We start from the raw sequence: 16,326 nt of genomic DNA on the forward strand, positions 1-16,326 counted from the left end.
GCTGACCGGTACTAATGACCCGAGAGGCTTAACCTTACAACGCCAGAGGCGTTCTGTTGAGAGACGGTGAATAATTTTCAGCTTGTGACGGATAAAGAATTAGCGGGAACGAAAGATTTTGCGCGGAGGCGAGGCGCCGACTGAGACGACGGGACGGAGCATACGTGGGTATGTGACGGAGCGGCGCGAGGGAGAGCAACGCGGCATCGGCGTAAAAGATTCGTTCCGAGCACAAAGAATTTGCCTGGCGGCCGTAGCGCGGTGGTCCCACCTGACCCCATGCCGAACTCAGAAGTGAAACGCCGTAGCGCCGATGGTAGTGTGGGGTCTCCCCATGCGAGAGTAGGGAACTGCCAGGCATCATATAAAGCGAAGACCCCGACCGGAAGGCCGGGGTTTTTTGCGTTCTGTCGCGGTAAAAAGCGGATACCTCCTTCCCGGGCCGACTTTTACCGCTGAAGAGCTCAGCGCCGGGTGCGCAGCCATGCGGCAATAAAATCAGCGATCTGCGGCGGGTCATTGAGATCCAGCAGGGGGCAGGTCACCGGGATGCTACGGTCGCTGGCGACAGCAATAACGTGCCTGTCCAGCAGCTGTGCCAGTTTCAATTGCTCCCCTCCACGCCATAACGCAATTTTGGGTACAGGCTCATGCCTGAAACCTTCCAGCAAAATAATATCCATTGATGTTTGATCCATGCGGCTGACTAAAAACTGCAAATCGGGCTCAGGTTGTTGTGCCATTTCTGTGACCAACGCCCAGCGTTGCGAATTAAAGACCATAACCTGACTGGCCCCCGCCTTTCGCAGCTCGTAGCTGTCTTTGCCAGGGATATCAATATCCATATCATGGTGCGTATGTTTAATCAGGCCGGGACGAATGCCCCGCGTTTTGAAAATGGTAATCAGTTGCTTCAGCAGCGTTGTCTTCCCTGTGCCGCTGAAAGCAGTAATCGCCAGAAGTGGAATCATTGTGCTCTCTCAGGACAAAAGGTCCTCATGGTGGTTAAAATTGGCGAATGCTTCAGGGCAGTCGTCGAAAGACACGCCATGGCCTCCAGCCTCCCTAAGGAACAACATTACTTTTCTTTCTCCTTTAGCCAGAAAACCTGCCAGCGGCGTGGCAAGGCTGATATGGAGCAGGGCTATTACAGGATGATCCCGCCCGGCTGAGCGAACCCATACTGCCGGAGCTGTATGCTTTGCCTGCCAAAGACGTGAAACCATATCCGTTGGCAGAGCTGGAGTATCACAGGGAGCAAATACCGCCCAGTCAGTATCAATATACTCAAGAACAGCAAGCATTCCAGCCAACGGACCGGGAAAGTCAGGCAAAGAATCAGTTATCACGGATAAGCCGCTTTGCTGATAAATAGAAATGTTACGATTAGCATTAATACAAACTTTCTCTGTCTGAGGTGCCAGACTCGTCAATACATGCTGATAAAGGGGTTTTCCGTGCCAGGTTACGAGCCCTTTGTCTTTACCGCCCATACGACTACCCCGTCCCCCCGCCAGAATTACACCAGTGATGTTATTGAATGAGAGAAGAGGGTAGCTGCTCATTAGTTTACACGCCCTTTTATTGTGGATTTAAGCCTGCTACCGTAACGACACCAGTATCAATACAGGAACCCGATATGAAATGTCATCGTCTCAACGAATTACTGTCATTATTACAACCCGTCTGGCAGCAGGACCCCGATCTGAATTTAGTGCAATTTTTGCAGAAACTTGCTGCGGAAGCGGGTTTTACTCAACCACTGGATGAATTAACGGATGATGTACTGATTTATCACCTCAAAATGCGTGGAACCGATAAACAAGCAGAAATTCCTGGCCTGAAGAAAGATTATGAAGAAGACTTTAAAACCGCTTTGCTACGCGCACGTGGTGTAATCAAAGATTAAATTGCTGCTGCCATCTGCCGTGGTGCTGTTTGGTGATATTCTTGAGCGTTAACCGATCACGATGACGAGTATGCCGGATGAAAGAACCTGCCTTCAACTTTCAGAATTTAAATCCTGACACTATTCTTGATGCGCTTTGGGCGACAGGGATTAGTGTTGATTCCGGCCTGACCGCACTGAACAGTTATGAAAACAGGGTCTGGCAGTTTAGCGATGAAGAGAGAAAACGCTACGTGGTGAAGTTTTACCGCCCGCAGCGGTGGTCGCCAGCACAAATCCTGGAAGAGCATCAGTTTAGTGCTGAACTGGCGGCCTCAGAGATTCCTGTTGCCGCACCGCTGGTTTTGCAGGGTAAAACGCTGCATCAGCATGAGGGCTATCAGTTCACCCTGTTTCCCAGTCTGGGAGGCCGTCAGTATGAAACGGACAATTACGATCACCTTGAATGGGTCGGACGTTATCTGGGACGTATTCACCAGATCGGCAGGAAAAAAACGTTTGCCGATCGCCCGACTATCAGCCTGGATGAATTCGTTTTTGAACCATTAGAGGTGTTTGAGGCCAGCAGCTTGATTCCCGGCAGGCTGAAAGAAAATTTGTTAAGCAGCGTCAGGCTGATAGGCACAACTTTACAAAACTGCTGGCATACTCAGTGGCAGTCGCTCCGCCTTCATGGTGACTGCCATCCCGGCAATATACTCTGGCGCGATGGACCACTATTTGTTGATCTTGATGATGCTCGTAACGGGCCGGCAGTACAGGATCTCTGGATGCTGATTAATGGTGACAGCAAGGAGCAGCGTATCCAGTGGGACATTTTGCTGGAAGCATACTGTGAATTCAGTGAGTTCGACTTACACGAATTGTCACTGATTGAGCCTTTACGCGCTATGAGGATGGTTTATTATCTGGCGTGGATTGTCCGTCGCTGGCAGGATCCGGCGTTCCCGACCAGCTTCCCATGGATGACAGACGAGGATTTCTGGCGCAGACAGATTTCCATCTTTAACGAGCAGGCCCGGCTGTTGCAGGAGCCACCATTGCAGCTGATGCCCGCATTCCAGAGTTGAGCGTTATATTTCGCTTAACCCATTTTTGTTTTCAGAAGAGAGTTTTCGATGAAAAAAATTTTGTTTGCCCTGGTTGGAATGTTTCTGATGTTCGGCGCCTCAGCGGCACAATTCACTGATGGTCAGCAGTACGTCACGCTGCAAAAACCGGCGACGGGTGAACCTCAGGTGTTGGAGTTTTTCTCTTTCTATTGCCCACATTGCTATGAATTTGAACACGTCTGGCACGTCAGTGATGCGGTTAAAAAGAATCTGCCCGCCGGCACTAAAGTGACGAAATACCACGTCGAATTTCTTGGCGGCGAAATGGGTAAAACGGTAACTCAGGCATGGGCCGTTGCGATGGCATTGGGTGTGGAAGATAAAGTTACTGCACCAATTTTTGATGGCATTCAGAAAACACAAACCATCACTGATGCAGCCAGCCTGAAAGATGCTTTTGTTAAAGCTGCTGGAATTACCCCGGAACAATATGATTCTGCATGGAACAGTTTCGTGGTCAAATCATTGGTAGCCCAGCAGGAGAAGGCTGCTGAGGATGTTAATTTGCGCGGAGTACCGGCAATGTTTGTTAATGGCAAGTACATGGTGAACAACGGCGGCCTTGATACCAGCTCTATGGATAACTATGTTCAGCAATATGCAAACGTTGTGAAATACCTTGTAACCCAGAAATAACCCCGCTGTTTTATAACGCCAGCGTTGCGCTGGCGTTGTCTCCTCACAGATTCGATTACGCCAGTAATACATTGCTACTCTCTTTCGCTGACCGGCGACAAATTCTTCTAGATAATTAATATCCACACAGAATTAATTTGATAAGGCTTGCAGGAAATCAGCAGTTTAAATTTTATCTATATGATTAATATGTGATTTTAATTTTATTCAATCTTCTTTTCCTGAAGATAACAATACGTTAGAAATTTTACGCACAAAGTTATCCACAGTTTGTTGTTGCGTATGTTGTCGCAGTTCTGTGTTGTCAGAGAAGTTAATACGCGGACTTATTTCATTTTTTAGTCACAGCTGTGGCATCCTAAGTTTCATTGAGGAAACCAACGAAGAATGTGACAAATTATGGCTCAGATTGCAGAAAACCCGCTTATTCTGGTGGATGGATCTTCTTACCTTTATCGCGCTTATCATGCATTTCCTCCGCTGACCAACAGTGCAGGAGAACCAACCGGAGCGATGTATGGCGTTCTGAATATGCTGCGCAGTTTACTGTTACAGTACAAACCCAGCCATGTGGCGGTGGTTTTTGATGCCAAAGGGAAAACGTTCCGTGATGAGCTTTTCGATGCTTATAAATCTCACCGCCCACCGATGCCGGATGATCTCAGATCGCAAATCGAACCTCTCCATACCATGGTCAGGGCAATGGGATTGCCTCTACTGGCAGTGTCCGGCGTAGAAGCCGATGATGTCATCGGTACGTTGGCACTCGAAGCAGAAAAACGAGGAAAGCCCGTTTTGATTAGCACCGGTGACAAGGATATGGCGCAGCTGGTCACGCCCAATATCACGCTAATCAACACCATGAACAATGCCATTCTCGGCCCGGATGAAGTTGAGGAAAAATACGGCATCCCTCCATCGTTGATTATCGATTTTCTTGCCCTGATGGGTGATTCTTCAGATAACATCCCCGGCGTGCCTGGTGTGGGGGAGAAAACCGCTCAGGCGCTGTTACAGGGACTTGGAGGTATTAACGATATCTTTGATAATCTGGATAAAGTGGCTGGACTGAGTTTTCGTGGCGCGAAAACGATGGCTGCGAAGCTTGAGCAAAATAAAGAGGTCGCTTTGCTTTCTTATCAGCTGGCAACCATTAAGACAGATGTCGAACTGGATCTCAGCAGTGAACAACTAACGGTCAGCGATCCGGCCGTAGAGGAATTGCTCAATCTGTTTCGTCATTATGAATTTAAACGCTGGATTGCCGACCTGGAAGAAGGCAAATGGTTGCAGGGTAAAAAGAGTAATCCACAGGCGCAGAAGATGCTGGTTGAAGAGAGGCAACAACAGGATGAAGCCGCCAGCGTACTGTCAGCTGAGGGATACGTCACCATTCTTGATCAGGATGTGTTTACCAGCTGGCTTGAAAAACTTCAAAGCAGCGAGCTGTTTGCCTTCGATCTGGAAACGGATTCCCTTGATACGCTGAGTGCCAATATCGTCGGCATTTCCTTTGCTGTAGCGCCGGGAGAGGCCGCTTACCTACCCGTCGCTCACGATTACCTTGATGCGCCCGTGCAGTTGGAGCGTGATGACGTACTCCAGCAACTGAAACCACTGCTTGAGAACGAACAGTTGCTGAAGATAGGGCAGAACCTGAAATATGATCGCGGCGTACTGAAAAACTACGATATTGAGTTACAGGGCATAAAATTTGACACCATGCTTGAGTCCTATGCACTTAACAGTGTTGTTGGCCGGCATGATATGGACACGCTGGCCTCTCGCTGGCTGAACCATAAAACGGTTACTTTTGAGGAGATAGCCGGTAAGGGTAAAAAGCAGCTGACCTTTAACCAGATTGCGTTGGAACAGGCGGCGCATTATGCAGCAGAAGATGCGGATGTCACCTTGCAACTGCATCTTAAGATGTGGCCTGAACTGGAAAAAGAAGCCGGACCGAAGACAGTATTTGAATCAATTGAAATGCCACTGCTTTCCGTCATCTCGCGTATCGAACGTAATGGTGTACTGATCGATCCGAATATTTTGGCAAACCATTCGCAGGAGCTAACCACCCGTCTTGCTGAACTGGAGCTGAAAGCTCACGAGCTGGCTGGTGAGCCGTTTAACCTTTCTTCTCCCAAACAACTACAGACCATACTGTTTGAAAAGCAGGGTATTAAACCCACTAAGAAAACGCCTGGTGGAGCGCCTTCTACCAGCGAAGAGGTGCTGGCTGAATTGGCGCTGGACTATCCTTTGCCGAAAGTCATTCTGGAGCATCGTGGTTTGTCCAAACTGAAGTCAACTTACACTGACAAGTTGCCTCAGATGATCAATCCGCTCACCGGGCGGGTCCACACCTCCTATCATCAGGCCGTGACGGCCACGGGCAGACTCTCTTCAACCGATCCTAACCTGCAAAATATCCCGGTGCGGAACGAAGAAGGACGGCGCATTCGCCAGGCTTTTATAGCCAGTGAAGGTCACAAGATTGTTGCGGCTGATTATTCACAAATTGAACTGCGTATCATGGCTCATTTGTCACAGGATAAAGGATTACTGAAAGCCTTCTCGCAAGGGCAGGACATTCATCGCGCCACGGCGGCAGAGGTATTTGGTATTTCGCTGGATAAGGTCACTACAGAGCAGCGTCGTAGTGCCAAGGCGATAAACTTTGGTCTGATATATGGCATGAGCGCATTTGGACTATCCCGCCAACTGAATATTGGTGCAGGCGAAGCCAAAAAGTATATGGATTTGTACTTCGAACGGTACCCTGGTGTGCTGGAATATATGGAAAGCACTCGTCAGGAGGCGGCCGAAAAAGGCTACGTTTCCACGCTGGACGGGCGTCGGCTCTATCTGCCGGATATTAAGGCCAGTAATGTAATGCGTCGTAAAGCTGCCGAGCGAGCGGCTATCAATGCGCCGATGCAGGGGACTGCGGCGGATATCATTAAGAAAGCGATGATAGATGTCGATGGCTGGCTTAGCCTCGAGGAAAATTCTGAGGTGAAAATGATCATGCAGGTTCACGATGAACTGGTTTTTGAAGTAAAAACGTCAGAAGTTGAAGCGGCGAGCAGCAAAATTCGTCAACTGATGGAAAACAGCATGAAGCTGGATATTCCGTTACAGGTAGATGTGGGAGTAGGTGATAACTGGGATCAGGCCCACTGATAGCTTCACTGGAAAGTCAGGCTGATATCATCGCGATATCAGTCTTTTTTTGTCCCATAAGAAAATGCTTTGGTTAACAAGCGCTGTTGCGCAGGATTTCCCTTTCTCGCGGAATTTCAGCTAAGCACCTGGCCCGGCAGCATTTTTTTGTAATTAAGCTACAAGCAATCTCTTTTTTTGTGAGCCATGCCAGATAACCGACGCTATTTAATGAAAATTAACTACAAAAAAACTTTTGAGGGCTGAGGAAATCATGTAAAGTTTGCTGCGTAGGGTACAGAGGTAAGATGTTCTATCTTTCAAACCTTTTACTTCACGTAATCGGATTTGGCTTAATATTAGCCGCCCCAGTTGTTACAACTGGGGCGTTTTTTATTGGGCGCGAGCTGACCGGGTTCCCGTTCAGTCACTGGTTTCTTCAGAGGAAGATGCCAGGTCACTGAACCAGCTGTCGAGTTTAAAACGGAGTTTATCGATACCCATCTTCTTAAGGGATGAAAACATCTCAACCTGCACATCCCCCGCAAAACCTTTCGCGGTTTCACGTACCATATTCAGCTGAGATTTACGCGCACCGGAAGCCAGCTTATCGGCTTTGGTTAACAGCACCAGTACCTGAATGCCACTGCTAACCGCCCATTGGATCATTTGTTGATCGAGTTCTTTCAGAGGATGGCGAATATCCATCAGGATCACCACGCCTTTCAGACACTGGCGTTTTTGCAGGTATTCTGCCAGCGAACGTTGCCATTTTAACTTCATCTCTTCCGGCACTTCTGCATAGCCATAGCCGGGTAAATCGACCAGCCGATAACCTTCAGCGACCTGGAACAGGTTAATCAATTGTGTGCGTCCTGGCGTCTTACTGGTTCGGGCCAGGTTTTTCTGATTGGTCAGCGTGTTCAGGGCGCTGGATTTGCCCGCATTGGAACGCCCGGCAAACGCCACTTCAATACCAGAATCGTCCGGCAGGTGACGAATATCGGGGGCGCTGGTAACAAAATGAGTAAGGTGATAATTCCAGCCAGACAAAATAGAAACTCCGGATATAAGGATAGTTGCGCAAAGTATACCCTTTATCGATTGAAAACGCCCTGTTGGACAAATCCCCAGGAAAACTCGTGAGAGATTACCGATGATTCTTGCAGGAAATTTTCTGTTTTTTTTAGCAGGATTATTTTAAATTCTTTATAAAACAGCTAATTAAAAATGTAAAAACATCGTTGTTAAAAAAAATCATCAGCCTTCCTTGTGACCTGAACCATATAGTCTAAAGTAATTGTCACAGCCTGGAGGGCTTCCTTCAGGAAGAAGAGCTCAGGGACATCGGGATGGTGCAGAGCAGGGAGGGAATGTGTTGAGGGAGCAATACCCTTTAATGGAAAGGATAGCGTTCAGGATGGACGGCGATGGCAACGGAAAACAGGGATGTTGTGTGCTAAAAAGGATACTGACTGAAGTTAGTCCTTCTCAGGAAGGCATCAGGAAAGGCGGCAGGTTATCCTGTCGCCTTTCTACCATTAAGGGACCACAGATTCTGACATGAGTACTGTGTTTCAGAAAATCTGACGTAAGCAGGCATTGCAACAGAGTGTCGAATCTGTGAATACCTTTTAAACGACCAATCTGAATCTTTCGCACCCGCAACGAAACAAGTTGTGATCCACCGTCCATTCTGCGTTTTTGCCATTTCCTTTCCAATTTTCAACACGTTAAATTCTATGAAACATTGTTTTAACAAACTCAGGGCAATCAGATGCTCACTTTCCTGGTGTTTTCTCTTTCGCGGGTAAAAACAGAGGTCACTGATGGAACGTAGCGCGATTTTTCGCATAGCTCTGTTATTCAATGCTAACAAAGCCTATGACCGACAAATTATTGAAGGGGTGGGTGAATATATCCAGGCTTCCCAGGCACTTTGGGATGTATTTATCGCTGATGATTATCGCAGTGACATCCAGCGTCTTGAAGAGTGGACCTTTGATGGCATCATTGCGGATATGGATGATGCCAGCAGCGAGGCTTATCTCGGCAGGTTGCCCGTCCCGGTGGTTGGGGTTGGGGGATCCTACCATCAATCCTCCAGCTACCCTGCGCTGCCTTACGTCGCCACTGATAATTATGCGCTGGTCCGCAGTGCGTTCCATCATCTGGTGCAGAAAGGGTTGCGCTATTTTGCCTTATATAGTTTTCCTGAATCGCAGAATAAACGCTGGGCGCTGGAGCGTGAGCTTGCGTTCGAAGCGCTACTTCATGAAGGAGATCATCAGGGTAAAATCTATCGTGGTTACGATATCGATGTGAATAACTGGCAGCAGGCGCAAAATGCGCTAATGGCCTGGGTTAAAGCGCTACCGGAGGGAACCGGTATTATTGCCGTTACTGACTCCAGAGCAAGACACCTGCTTCAGGTATGCGAATATCTTGAAATTCCGGTGCCGGAAAAGATTGCCATCATAGGTATTGATAACGAAGAACTGGCTCGCTATCTGTCGCGTATCAGTCTGTCATCTGTCGTTCAGGGGTGTCGTCAGATGGGTTACCAGGCTGCCAAACTGTTACATCTTCAGTTACGCCAGATGCCGCTGCCTGCGCAGCAAATCATTGTGCCGCCAGCCAGAGTTATTGCGCGGCGCTCCACTGACTATCTCTCTGTGGTTGATCCCTGTGTAATACGGGCGATGCATTTTATTCGCAATCATGCCTGTAAAGGGATAAAAACCGAGCAGGTGCTGGATCACGTCGGTCTGTCACGCACCAATCTGGATACGCGTTTCCGGCAAAGCCTGGGGCAGAGTATTCACGAAATGATTCACCATCAAAAGCTGGAAAGCGCACGTCAGCTGCTGATCACCACGGCCTTGTCCATCAATGAGATAGCGGATGTTACCGGCTATCGCTCATTGCAATATTTCCACGCTGTTTTCAAGAAAGCTTATGCTGTGACGCCGCTGGTATATCGTTCGCGCTGGCACAGCACAGAGGAAAATAGTGATGCTGATCACACGTTATGACACATCAGTTGCCCATATTATGATTATTCTTTCGGCATTGTCCGGATGACGGACAGATCGGCAGATTGCCATCACGTTGATTATTCGCGGCAATCAAAATAATTATCAGTTGTAATGGAGAGAATTATTATGACAATGCAGTCAGGTTTACTGGCCGTTGCGGCATTCACTGCAACAATGATGTTTTTGCCAGCCACTTCTTTCGCAGAAAATCAGCAAGAAACGCAGCAATGGGTTATAAATCAGCAAGGTATTCACTGCCAGACCACGTCTGATAACCAGGAGACACAGGCAGCTAAACGCTTTGCTAAACAGATGATGGTCAGCTCTCAATAACGTAGTGCTATATCGCTCCTGAATAAATCAGAAACTGTAACGAATACCCATCCTGATACGATATTCTTTCTCTCCATTTCCGGCACGTCCGAGATCGGAGAGATCGATATAAGGCAACCAGTGCTGGTCGTAGCGATAATTGAAATAGACAGTATGCTGCCACATCGATTTTTTGTTATTGCCATAGTAGAAATTGCCGGCTTTATGCAGATATACCGGATTATAGTTAAAGAAAATCCTGTCAGTTACCTGCCAGTTGAACCACAAATCATACTCATGACTGTCATTTCTTTGCTGGTCGCCGTCGAGGTTTACCGATTTATAATTGAGATGGTAATAGCGATAGCCAGCCATAAGCCCAATATCGGGTGTCAGCTGATAGCCCAGTTTCAGATAAGGATCAATATGCGTCCCGCTGCGCCCCCAGTTAAAGACAGCATCAGGAATAATGGAGAATTTATCCGTAACCGGAATATTATATGCCATCTCTATTTCAGAGTAGTTATTTTTAAATTGAGAAAAGTCCTTGCCATGATTTATGGTGTTCTGATAAGAAAAATAGACGTTCTTTTCGATTACGGTCGATATTTGCAATTTGGTTTGAAACATCTTACTGCCAGACATCCATGCTTCGCGAAAATCCAGAGCGGGTGAAGTAAACTCCAGGGCCATCACATTAGTTGCGCTGGTTATTCCTGTCATTACCAGTATGCTTCTCATCATTAGTTTTTTCATATCATTATCCTTTTCCCTTAAATTATGAATAAAACAGATTCCTTTCTGAAGTGTGCATGCCCATGGTGGTGCCAAAATAATAACGAGAAAAAATTAATGAACAGATTAATTTTTTTTGCTTCCGCTGCGTAAAAAATAACTTTTGTGAATTCTCTCATGTTTTTCGTAAAGATAATTACGAAGTGATTCATGTCACAATATTGTGCTGATATTGTTTTATGACATGCAGTAAAGAGTGCGGATATCCCGGTAAATACGGGATGATTATTTTTTTCATAAAGAAAGTGAGAAATTTATGAGAGCATTAGTCCTTGAACAAAAACAGCATATTTCCCTACGCGATATTGTGCCAGATGAAGAGCTGGGCGATAACGATGTACAAATAGAAATAAAAGCGGTTGGGATTTGTGGTAGCGACATTCATTATTACCAACATGGTAAAATTGGCCCCTTCATCGTCGATAAACCAATGATTCTGGGGCACGAAGCCGCTGGCGTGGTGACTGCTACTGGCAAAAATGTTCACCATCTGCGCTGCGGGGATCGGGTATGTATGGAGCCGGGAATACCGGATTTCTCTTCCTGGCAAAGCCGGGTTGGCCGCTATAATCTCGATCCCTCCGTACGCTTCTGGGCCACCCCACCTGTACATGGCTGTTTGCGCGAAAGCGTCATCCATCCTGCGGCGTTAACTTATAAACTTCCTGACAATGTCTCTTTTACCCAGGGAGCAATGGTCGAACCGCTGGCGGTGGGCGTTCACGCCGTTTGTCAGGCCGGTATTAAGCCGGGAGATATTGCGCTGGTGACGGGCGCAGGCCCAATTGGAATGATGACCGCTGTTGCTGCGCTGGCTGCGGGCTGTAGCGATGTCATTGTCAGTGATGTTTTTGATGAGAAGCTGGCCTTTACCCATCATTACCCTGGTTTGCATGGGGTGAATGTCCGCGCTTCCGGCGCATTGTCGAGGGCAGTGGCCCACCTGACTGACGGGCAGGGCGCGGACGTCATTTTCGAATGCAGTGGAGCGCTTCCGGCTCTGGGCTCGCTGCCTGAATATGCTTCTCCGGGAGCTACAGTGGTGCTGGTGGGGATGCCGGTTGAAACTGCACCAATGGATATTGTTGCTGCGCAGGCGAAAGAAATCACTTTTAAAACCCTGTTCCGCTATGTCAATTGCTATCCCCGCACCCTGCGCTTACTGAGTCGGGGAAAACTACCGGTCGATGCGCTGATAAGCCGCAGCTATCCTTTTGAGGACAGCGTTGAGGCATTCAGATATGCCGCAGCAGGCCATCCTGAAGAGATGAAAATAGTCATTACTTTTTGACCAGATGCCGACAGGATTATCCCTGTCGGACAAACCGTCAGCGGTAGCTGATGATGGTGTGGCTCTCCATGCGCCAGTTCTCTCCCGGAAGCCAGTTTTCGCCCGCAAGCGTAATGGTTTCGCTGAACAGAATATCTTCGGCCGAGCGTCCTAACATAATCACAAAGTCACCGGGTTCGACACAACGTTGATGCTGATGAGTGGTAAAGCTCAGCATGTCTGTCGGCAGTTGCAGGCTGATGTCGGCCTGCTGCCCAACCTGTAACTCCAGCCTGGCAAAAGCCTTCAGTTCTTTAAGTGGACGAACCAGTGAAGCAACCTTATCGCGGACATAAAGTTGAACCACTTCGACGCCTGCCTGCGGCCCCTGATTTTCTACCGTCAGAGTGACGGTAATGATGTCCTGCATCTCAAAATGTTTGCGCTCCAGCCGTGGCGAATGCCATGCGAAGCGACTCCAGCTCAGTCCGTAGCCAAAGGGATAACGGGGAGGGAAATGAAATGCTACCGGCGTACCACTGCTTTTCATTTTGTGATTATAAAAACAGGGCATCGCCCCGGCATGGTCCGAAACAGAGAGCACCAGACGCCCGGCAGGTGCCCGTTTACCCAGCAGCAGGTCGGCAATTGCCCGTCCCCCTTCCTGACCTGGCTGCCATGCCATCATCAGTCCTGCCACTTTTTCTTCAAGTCCCTGCAACGAATAGGGACGCCCACTGGTCATCACCACCATCACCGGCACCCCGGTCGCCACCACGGCTTCCAGCAGTTGCTGTTGTACACCCGGTAACGACAGGGAGCCGGTGTCTGACCCCTCTCCCACCGTCCCGCTCTGAAACAGGCCGGCCAGGTCGCCGACAAAACAGATTGCCAGCTGACTTTCGCGGGCGATATCGACAGCCTGAGCTATCAGACGGGTGTCGGATGACACCGGAGAGGTACTCATCGCTTTACCCACATCGCCTGGGAAAACGGGGGTGCCAGCCTGACGTTGTTGCAAAATATAGCAGCCGGGTGCATGTTGAATCTGGCAGTCCGGCAGCTGCTGACGCAGTGCGGAAAGTGGAGTGGTGACCTGGCTGGCGGTTGTGGTGGTTTCATTAAGTATCAGGTGGACCGGAAAGCTGTAACCAGAGAGCAACGCCAGCGGATCGTCAGCGGTTGGGCCGATTACCGCCACCCGCTTGAGGTCAGGCGCTGATAACGGCAACAGGTTACGATTCTCCAGTAAGATAATTGACTCAACCGCCACATCGTAAGCCGCTGCTCTGGCCTCGTCTGACTGGAAAGCCGGTTGGTCACGGCGTATAAAGGGCTGTTCAAATAGGCCAAGGCGAAACTTCTCTTTAAGGATACGTGCCACGATCTCATCGATTTTTCCCCTGGTAATCAGACCCCGTTCCAGCGCCTCGCCAATAAAACGGCAGCAGTCATCTTTGGGCAACTCAATATCCAGCCCGGCATTGAATGCCGCCGCAGCTGATTCGGCATGACCTTCGGTCACCCCATGATGCTGATGCAGCAGGCTGACGCCGCCGTAATCGGCCACGATCAAACCGTCAAATCCCCAGCGCTCCCGTAACAACTCAGTCAGTAAGAAACGATCGCTGTGACAGGGCTGATTATCAATATCATGGTAAGCAGGCATTACCGATCCGGCATTTGCCTGCTTAATCGCCATCTCAAACGGTAACAGGAAGATATCGTTGAGCTCTTTAAATCCCAGATGGACCGGGGCATGGTTGCGGGCTCCTTCACTGAAAGAGTGGGCGACATAATGTTTTAACGTTGCCAGCAAATCACGTTTTTCGCCCTGTAACCCTTGCACAAACCGGGTGGCCATAACCCCGACTAACCAGGGATCTTCCCCGTATGTTTCTTCAGTGCGTCCCCAGCGGACATCACGCGAAACATCCAGTACCGGTGCCAGTCCCTGATGACAACCGATACTGCGTGCTTCCTCGCCAATCCAGTGTGCAGCCCTTTTCACCAGCTCAGGATGCCAGCTGGAGGCCATATTCAACGCTGAAGGAAACAGCGTTGCGCCGGCACACATCAGACCGTTGAGACACTCTTCATGGAACATCGCCGGAATACCAAAGCGGTTGCTGGCGATAATACGCGCCTGGAGCTGGTTAAGCGCGTGATAGCCTTGCTGCGGATCAACCGGCTGTGTACCAAAGGGGCGTGTAATCTGACCCACACCCAGTAACAGGCGTTCTTCAAAAGAGGAGGCGTCTTTGCGATGGCTGAAAGCATCGCTGACGTCGCTTCGCTCGCTAACCGTGCCGTCTTCGCCGATGGTCAGCCACCAGGCATGCATTTGAGCAATTTTTTCGTCCAGCGTCATGCGCGCCAGCAAATCGGCAGCGCGTTCTCCGGCGGGGAGCGTGGGATCCTGATAACGACATTCCATCTCTACAACCTCATCATTAAAACAGCAGAAAATGCCAGCCGCAGCCGTTGCCGCTGGCAAGAAAACAGGCTTTTCCTTAATGTTTTTCCAGCGGGTTTTCCTCAACGTTTAACGACGTGCTGAGGTGATTGTTGCTACGTTTCGCTACTTTTCCGCTGATGATTTTGGGGTTCCACAGTGCTTCATAGGGATAGCCGGTCAGTTGCTCCAGCACATCGCGGGTTTCCGCAGAGGCCCCGGTTTTGTCACCATCAGTCGCTTTCAGGCGGGCAATCTCCAGCAACAGCAGCTGGTGGTTGTGGTTATTCAGTCGGAAACGGAAGGAGATAAATAAACAGACAGCCAGCATGGAAATGGAACCGATGGAAACAATACCCACGATCGTATCGATTGCCTGTTGCGACTGACTCTGACTGTTGGATACAAAGCCATTCATTTGCAGCAGAAAGCCAATTAACAGGGTTGAGATAGCCAGGGTGCTTTTTCGTACAAAGGTCATCATGCCGGCAAATACGCCTTCACGCCGTCTGGTGCTCATGACTTCATCCACATCCGGAATAAAAGGATAAATATTCCATGACAGGTAGACATAGCCGCCTTTAAATACCTGATAAATAAATGAGATGACGTACAGCGCCGGGATCATCCAGTGGCTGGGATAAAAGTAAAATGCGGTGTAACCCAGCATGCAGAGGATGACCATTGAATAGCAGAGTTGCAGCATCCTGCTCGGCGTAAAACGGATAAATCCCCAGGCGAACAGCGCGGTGACCCAGCCAAAACAGAAAATGCCAACCGACATCAGATTCGCCGCCAGCGTGGCATTCTGATTCAGCGCGAACACCACATAAAAGGTGAAAACCGCACTAAGCATATCCATGGCGGTAAATGAAAAAATATACATCATCAGATGCTGGCGGAACGATCTGACCCGCAGCGTGGAGAATAAATCGGTAAACACATGCTTTAATTGTGACAACAGCGAACCGTCTTTTTTCTTCACCTTGCGTGTTTGTTGTGGTTCCGCAGGGCGTTCCCAGGTTGACAGCCAGGTGATAAAAATTACTGTCATTGAGATCAGGGTAAACACCACGCCGGTGGCAAAGAAAACCTTTGCCGAGCCGCTGCCATATAATGCAAAGAGGCGTCCCGGAATAAAGGTGGCGAGAAAAGTACCCAGCCCGCCAAAAATAATTCTTGCCGCGGAAAGCCTGGTCCGCTGCCCGTAATTGCTGGTCATCTCAGAAGCCAGCGCTTCGTAAGGAATGATTATCATCGCGGCCAGAATTTCAACCAGCAGATAAATTGTCAGATAGTAAAAATACCCCATATTGTCGATCCACATCAGGCTGAATATCGCCATCAGTGGACAGCCAAGCAGCAGGAAAAAACGTCGACGACCAAATTTCTTACCCAGTTTTGTATGGCCAAAGTTATCTGTTATATAACCCATTACCGGACTAATAATGGTGTCGAGTATCCTGGCAATAAATAATATCGATCCGGCTTCAATTGGGGTAAGGCCGCAAAATGTCACATAAAAGTAGAGTAACCAGGCACTGATCAGCGCAAATACACCGCCGCTGAACATATCCGTCACGCCATAACCTATATATTTTTTTACGGACAGAGAGGCTTCATCTTTCATTTCC

The 16,326-nt window shown here is 48.8% G+C and carries 13 protein-coding genes, 1 rRNA gene and 1 pseudogene; 9 read left to right on the plus strand and 6 right to left on the minus strand.

All coding sequences use genetic code 11. From position 1 onward, the window contains the following. Positions 1 to 243 precede the first annotated feature (243 nt). Positions 244 to 359, plus strand: a 5S ribosomal RNA gene (gene rrf / locus BG55_RS18115). 105 nt (positions 360 to 464) lie between these two features. Here the strand turns inward: rrf and mobB are convergent. Next, positions 465 to 971 (minus strand): molybdopterin-guanine dinucleotide biosynthesis protein MobB, encoded by a 507-nt coding sequence (gene mobB, locus BG55_RS18120; RefSeq protein WP_034940496.1) that lies wholly within the window; start codon positions 969 to 971, stop codon positions 465 to 467. Between the two features lie 9 nt (positions 972 to 980). After that, entirely contained in the window at positions 981 to 1,565 is a 585-nt protein-coding gene (gene mobA / locus BG55_RS18125; RefSeq protein ID WP_034940498.1) for a molybdenum cofactor guanylyltransferase MobA, read from the minus strand. Between the two features lie 74 nt (positions 1,566 to 1,639). Here mobA and BG55_RS18130 point away from each other — a divergent pair, with 74 nt between their 5' ends. The 5 genes and pseudogenes from BG55_RS18130 to spfP form a co-directional block, all read left to right on the plus strand. Continuing rightward, positions 1,640 to 1,909, plus strand: coding sequence for a YihD family protein (locus BG55_RS18130; protein WP_034940501.1), 270 nt, complete (start codon positions 1,640 to 1,642; stop codon positions 1,907 to 1,909). Between the two features lie 77 nt (positions 1,910 to 1,986). Next, a complete protein-coding gene (locus BG55_RS18135; RefSeq protein ID WP_034940503.1) occupies positions 1,987 to 2,979 on the plus strand; it encodes a serine/threonine protein kinase in 993 nt (330 codons plus the stop codon). 48 nt (positions 2,980 to 3,027) lie between these two features. After that, positions 3,028 to 3,657 (plus strand): thiol:disulfide interchange protein DsbA, encoded by a 630-nt coding sequence (gene dsbA, locus BG55_RS18140; protein ID WP_034940506.1) that lies wholly within the window; start codon positions 3,028 to 3,030, stop codon positions 3,655 to 3,657. Between the two features lie 399 nt (positions 3,658 to 4,056). Next, positions 4,057 to 6,843 carry a DNA polymerase I gene (gene polA / locus BG55_RS18145; RefSeq protein ID WP_034940508.1) on the plus strand — a complete coding sequence of 929 codons (2,787 nt, stop codon included), beginning with the start codon at positions 4,057 to 4,059 and terminating at the stop codon, positions 6,841 to 6,843. 287 nt (positions 6,844 to 7,130) lie between these two features. Continuing rightward, positions 7,131 to 7,175, plus strand: a pseudogene (gene spfP / locus BG55_RS23595) (small protein SpfP); the annotation flags it as partial. A gap of 70 nt (positions 7,176 to 7,245) precedes the next feature. Here the strand turns inward: spfP and yihA are convergent. Beyond that, the gene (gene yihA, locus BG55_RS18150) at positions 7,246 to 7,875 is read right to left on the minus strand and encodes a ribosome biogenesis GTP-binding protein YihA/YsxC (protein ID WP_034940510.1); all 630 of its coding nucleotides are present in this window, start codon (positions 7,873 to 7,875) and stop codon (positions 7,246 to 7,248) included. 776 nt (positions 7,876 to 8,651) lie between these two features. Here yihA and BG55_RS18155 point away from each other — a divergent pair. Beyond that, positions 8,652 to 9,857: a XylR family transcriptional regulator gene (locus tag BG55_RS18155; protein ID WP_052018941.1), complete on the plus strand. Its 1,206-nt coding sequence runs from the start codon at positions 8,652 to 8,654 to the stop codon at positions 9,855 to 9,857. A gap of 114 nt (positions 9,858 to 9,971) precedes the next feature. Next, a complete protein-coding gene (locus tag BG55_RS18160; protein WP_152542840.1) occupies positions 9,972 to 10,193 on the plus strand; it encodes a hypothetical protein in 222 nt (73 codons plus the stop codon). Positions 10,194 to 10,220: 27 nt separating this feature from the next. Here the strand turns inward: BG55_RS18160 and BG55_RS18165 are convergent, their stop codons facing one another. Next, positions 10,221 to 10,928, minus strand: coding sequence for an oligogalacturonate-specific porin KdgM family protein (locus tag BG55_RS18165; protein WP_084276366.1), 708 nt, complete (start codon positions 10,926 to 10,928; stop codon positions 10,221 to 10,223). Positions 10,929 to 11,223: 295 nt separating this feature from the next. Between BG55_RS18165 and BG55_RS18170 the strand changes: the two genes are divergently transcribed. Then, positions 11,224 to 12,258 carry an NAD(P)-dependent alcohol dehydrogenase gene (locus BG55_RS18170; protein ID WP_034940516.1) on the plus strand — a complete coding sequence of 345 codons (1,035 nt, stop codon included), beginning with the start codon at positions 11,224 to 11,226 and terminating at the stop codon, positions 12,256 to 12,258. 37 nt (positions 12,259 to 12,295) lie between these two features. Here the strand turns inward: BG55_RS18170 and BG55_RS18175 are convergent, their stop codons facing one another. After that, a complete protein-coding gene (locus BG55_RS18175) occupies positions 12,296 to 14,674 on the minus strand; it encodes a glycoside hydrolase family 3 N-terminal domain-containing protein (RefSeq protein WP_034940629.1) in 2,379 nt (792 codons plus the stop codon). A 76-nt stretch (positions 14,675 to 14,750) separates the two neighbouring features. Beyond that, the gene (locus BG55_RS18180; protein WP_052018942.1) at positions 14,751 to 16,322 is read right to left on the minus strand and encodes an MFS transporter; all 1,572 of its coding nucleotides are present in this window, start codon (positions 16,320 to 16,322) and stop codon (positions 14,751 to 14,753) included. Between the last annotated feature and the right edge of the window lie 4 nt (positions 16,323 to 16,326).

Origin of the sequence: Erwinia mallotivora, from assembly GCF_000590885.1 — a bacterium.
GTDB classification, from domain to species: Bacteria; Pseudomonadota; Gammaproteobacteria; order Enterobacterales; family Enterobacteriaceae; genus Erwinia; species Erwinia mallotivora.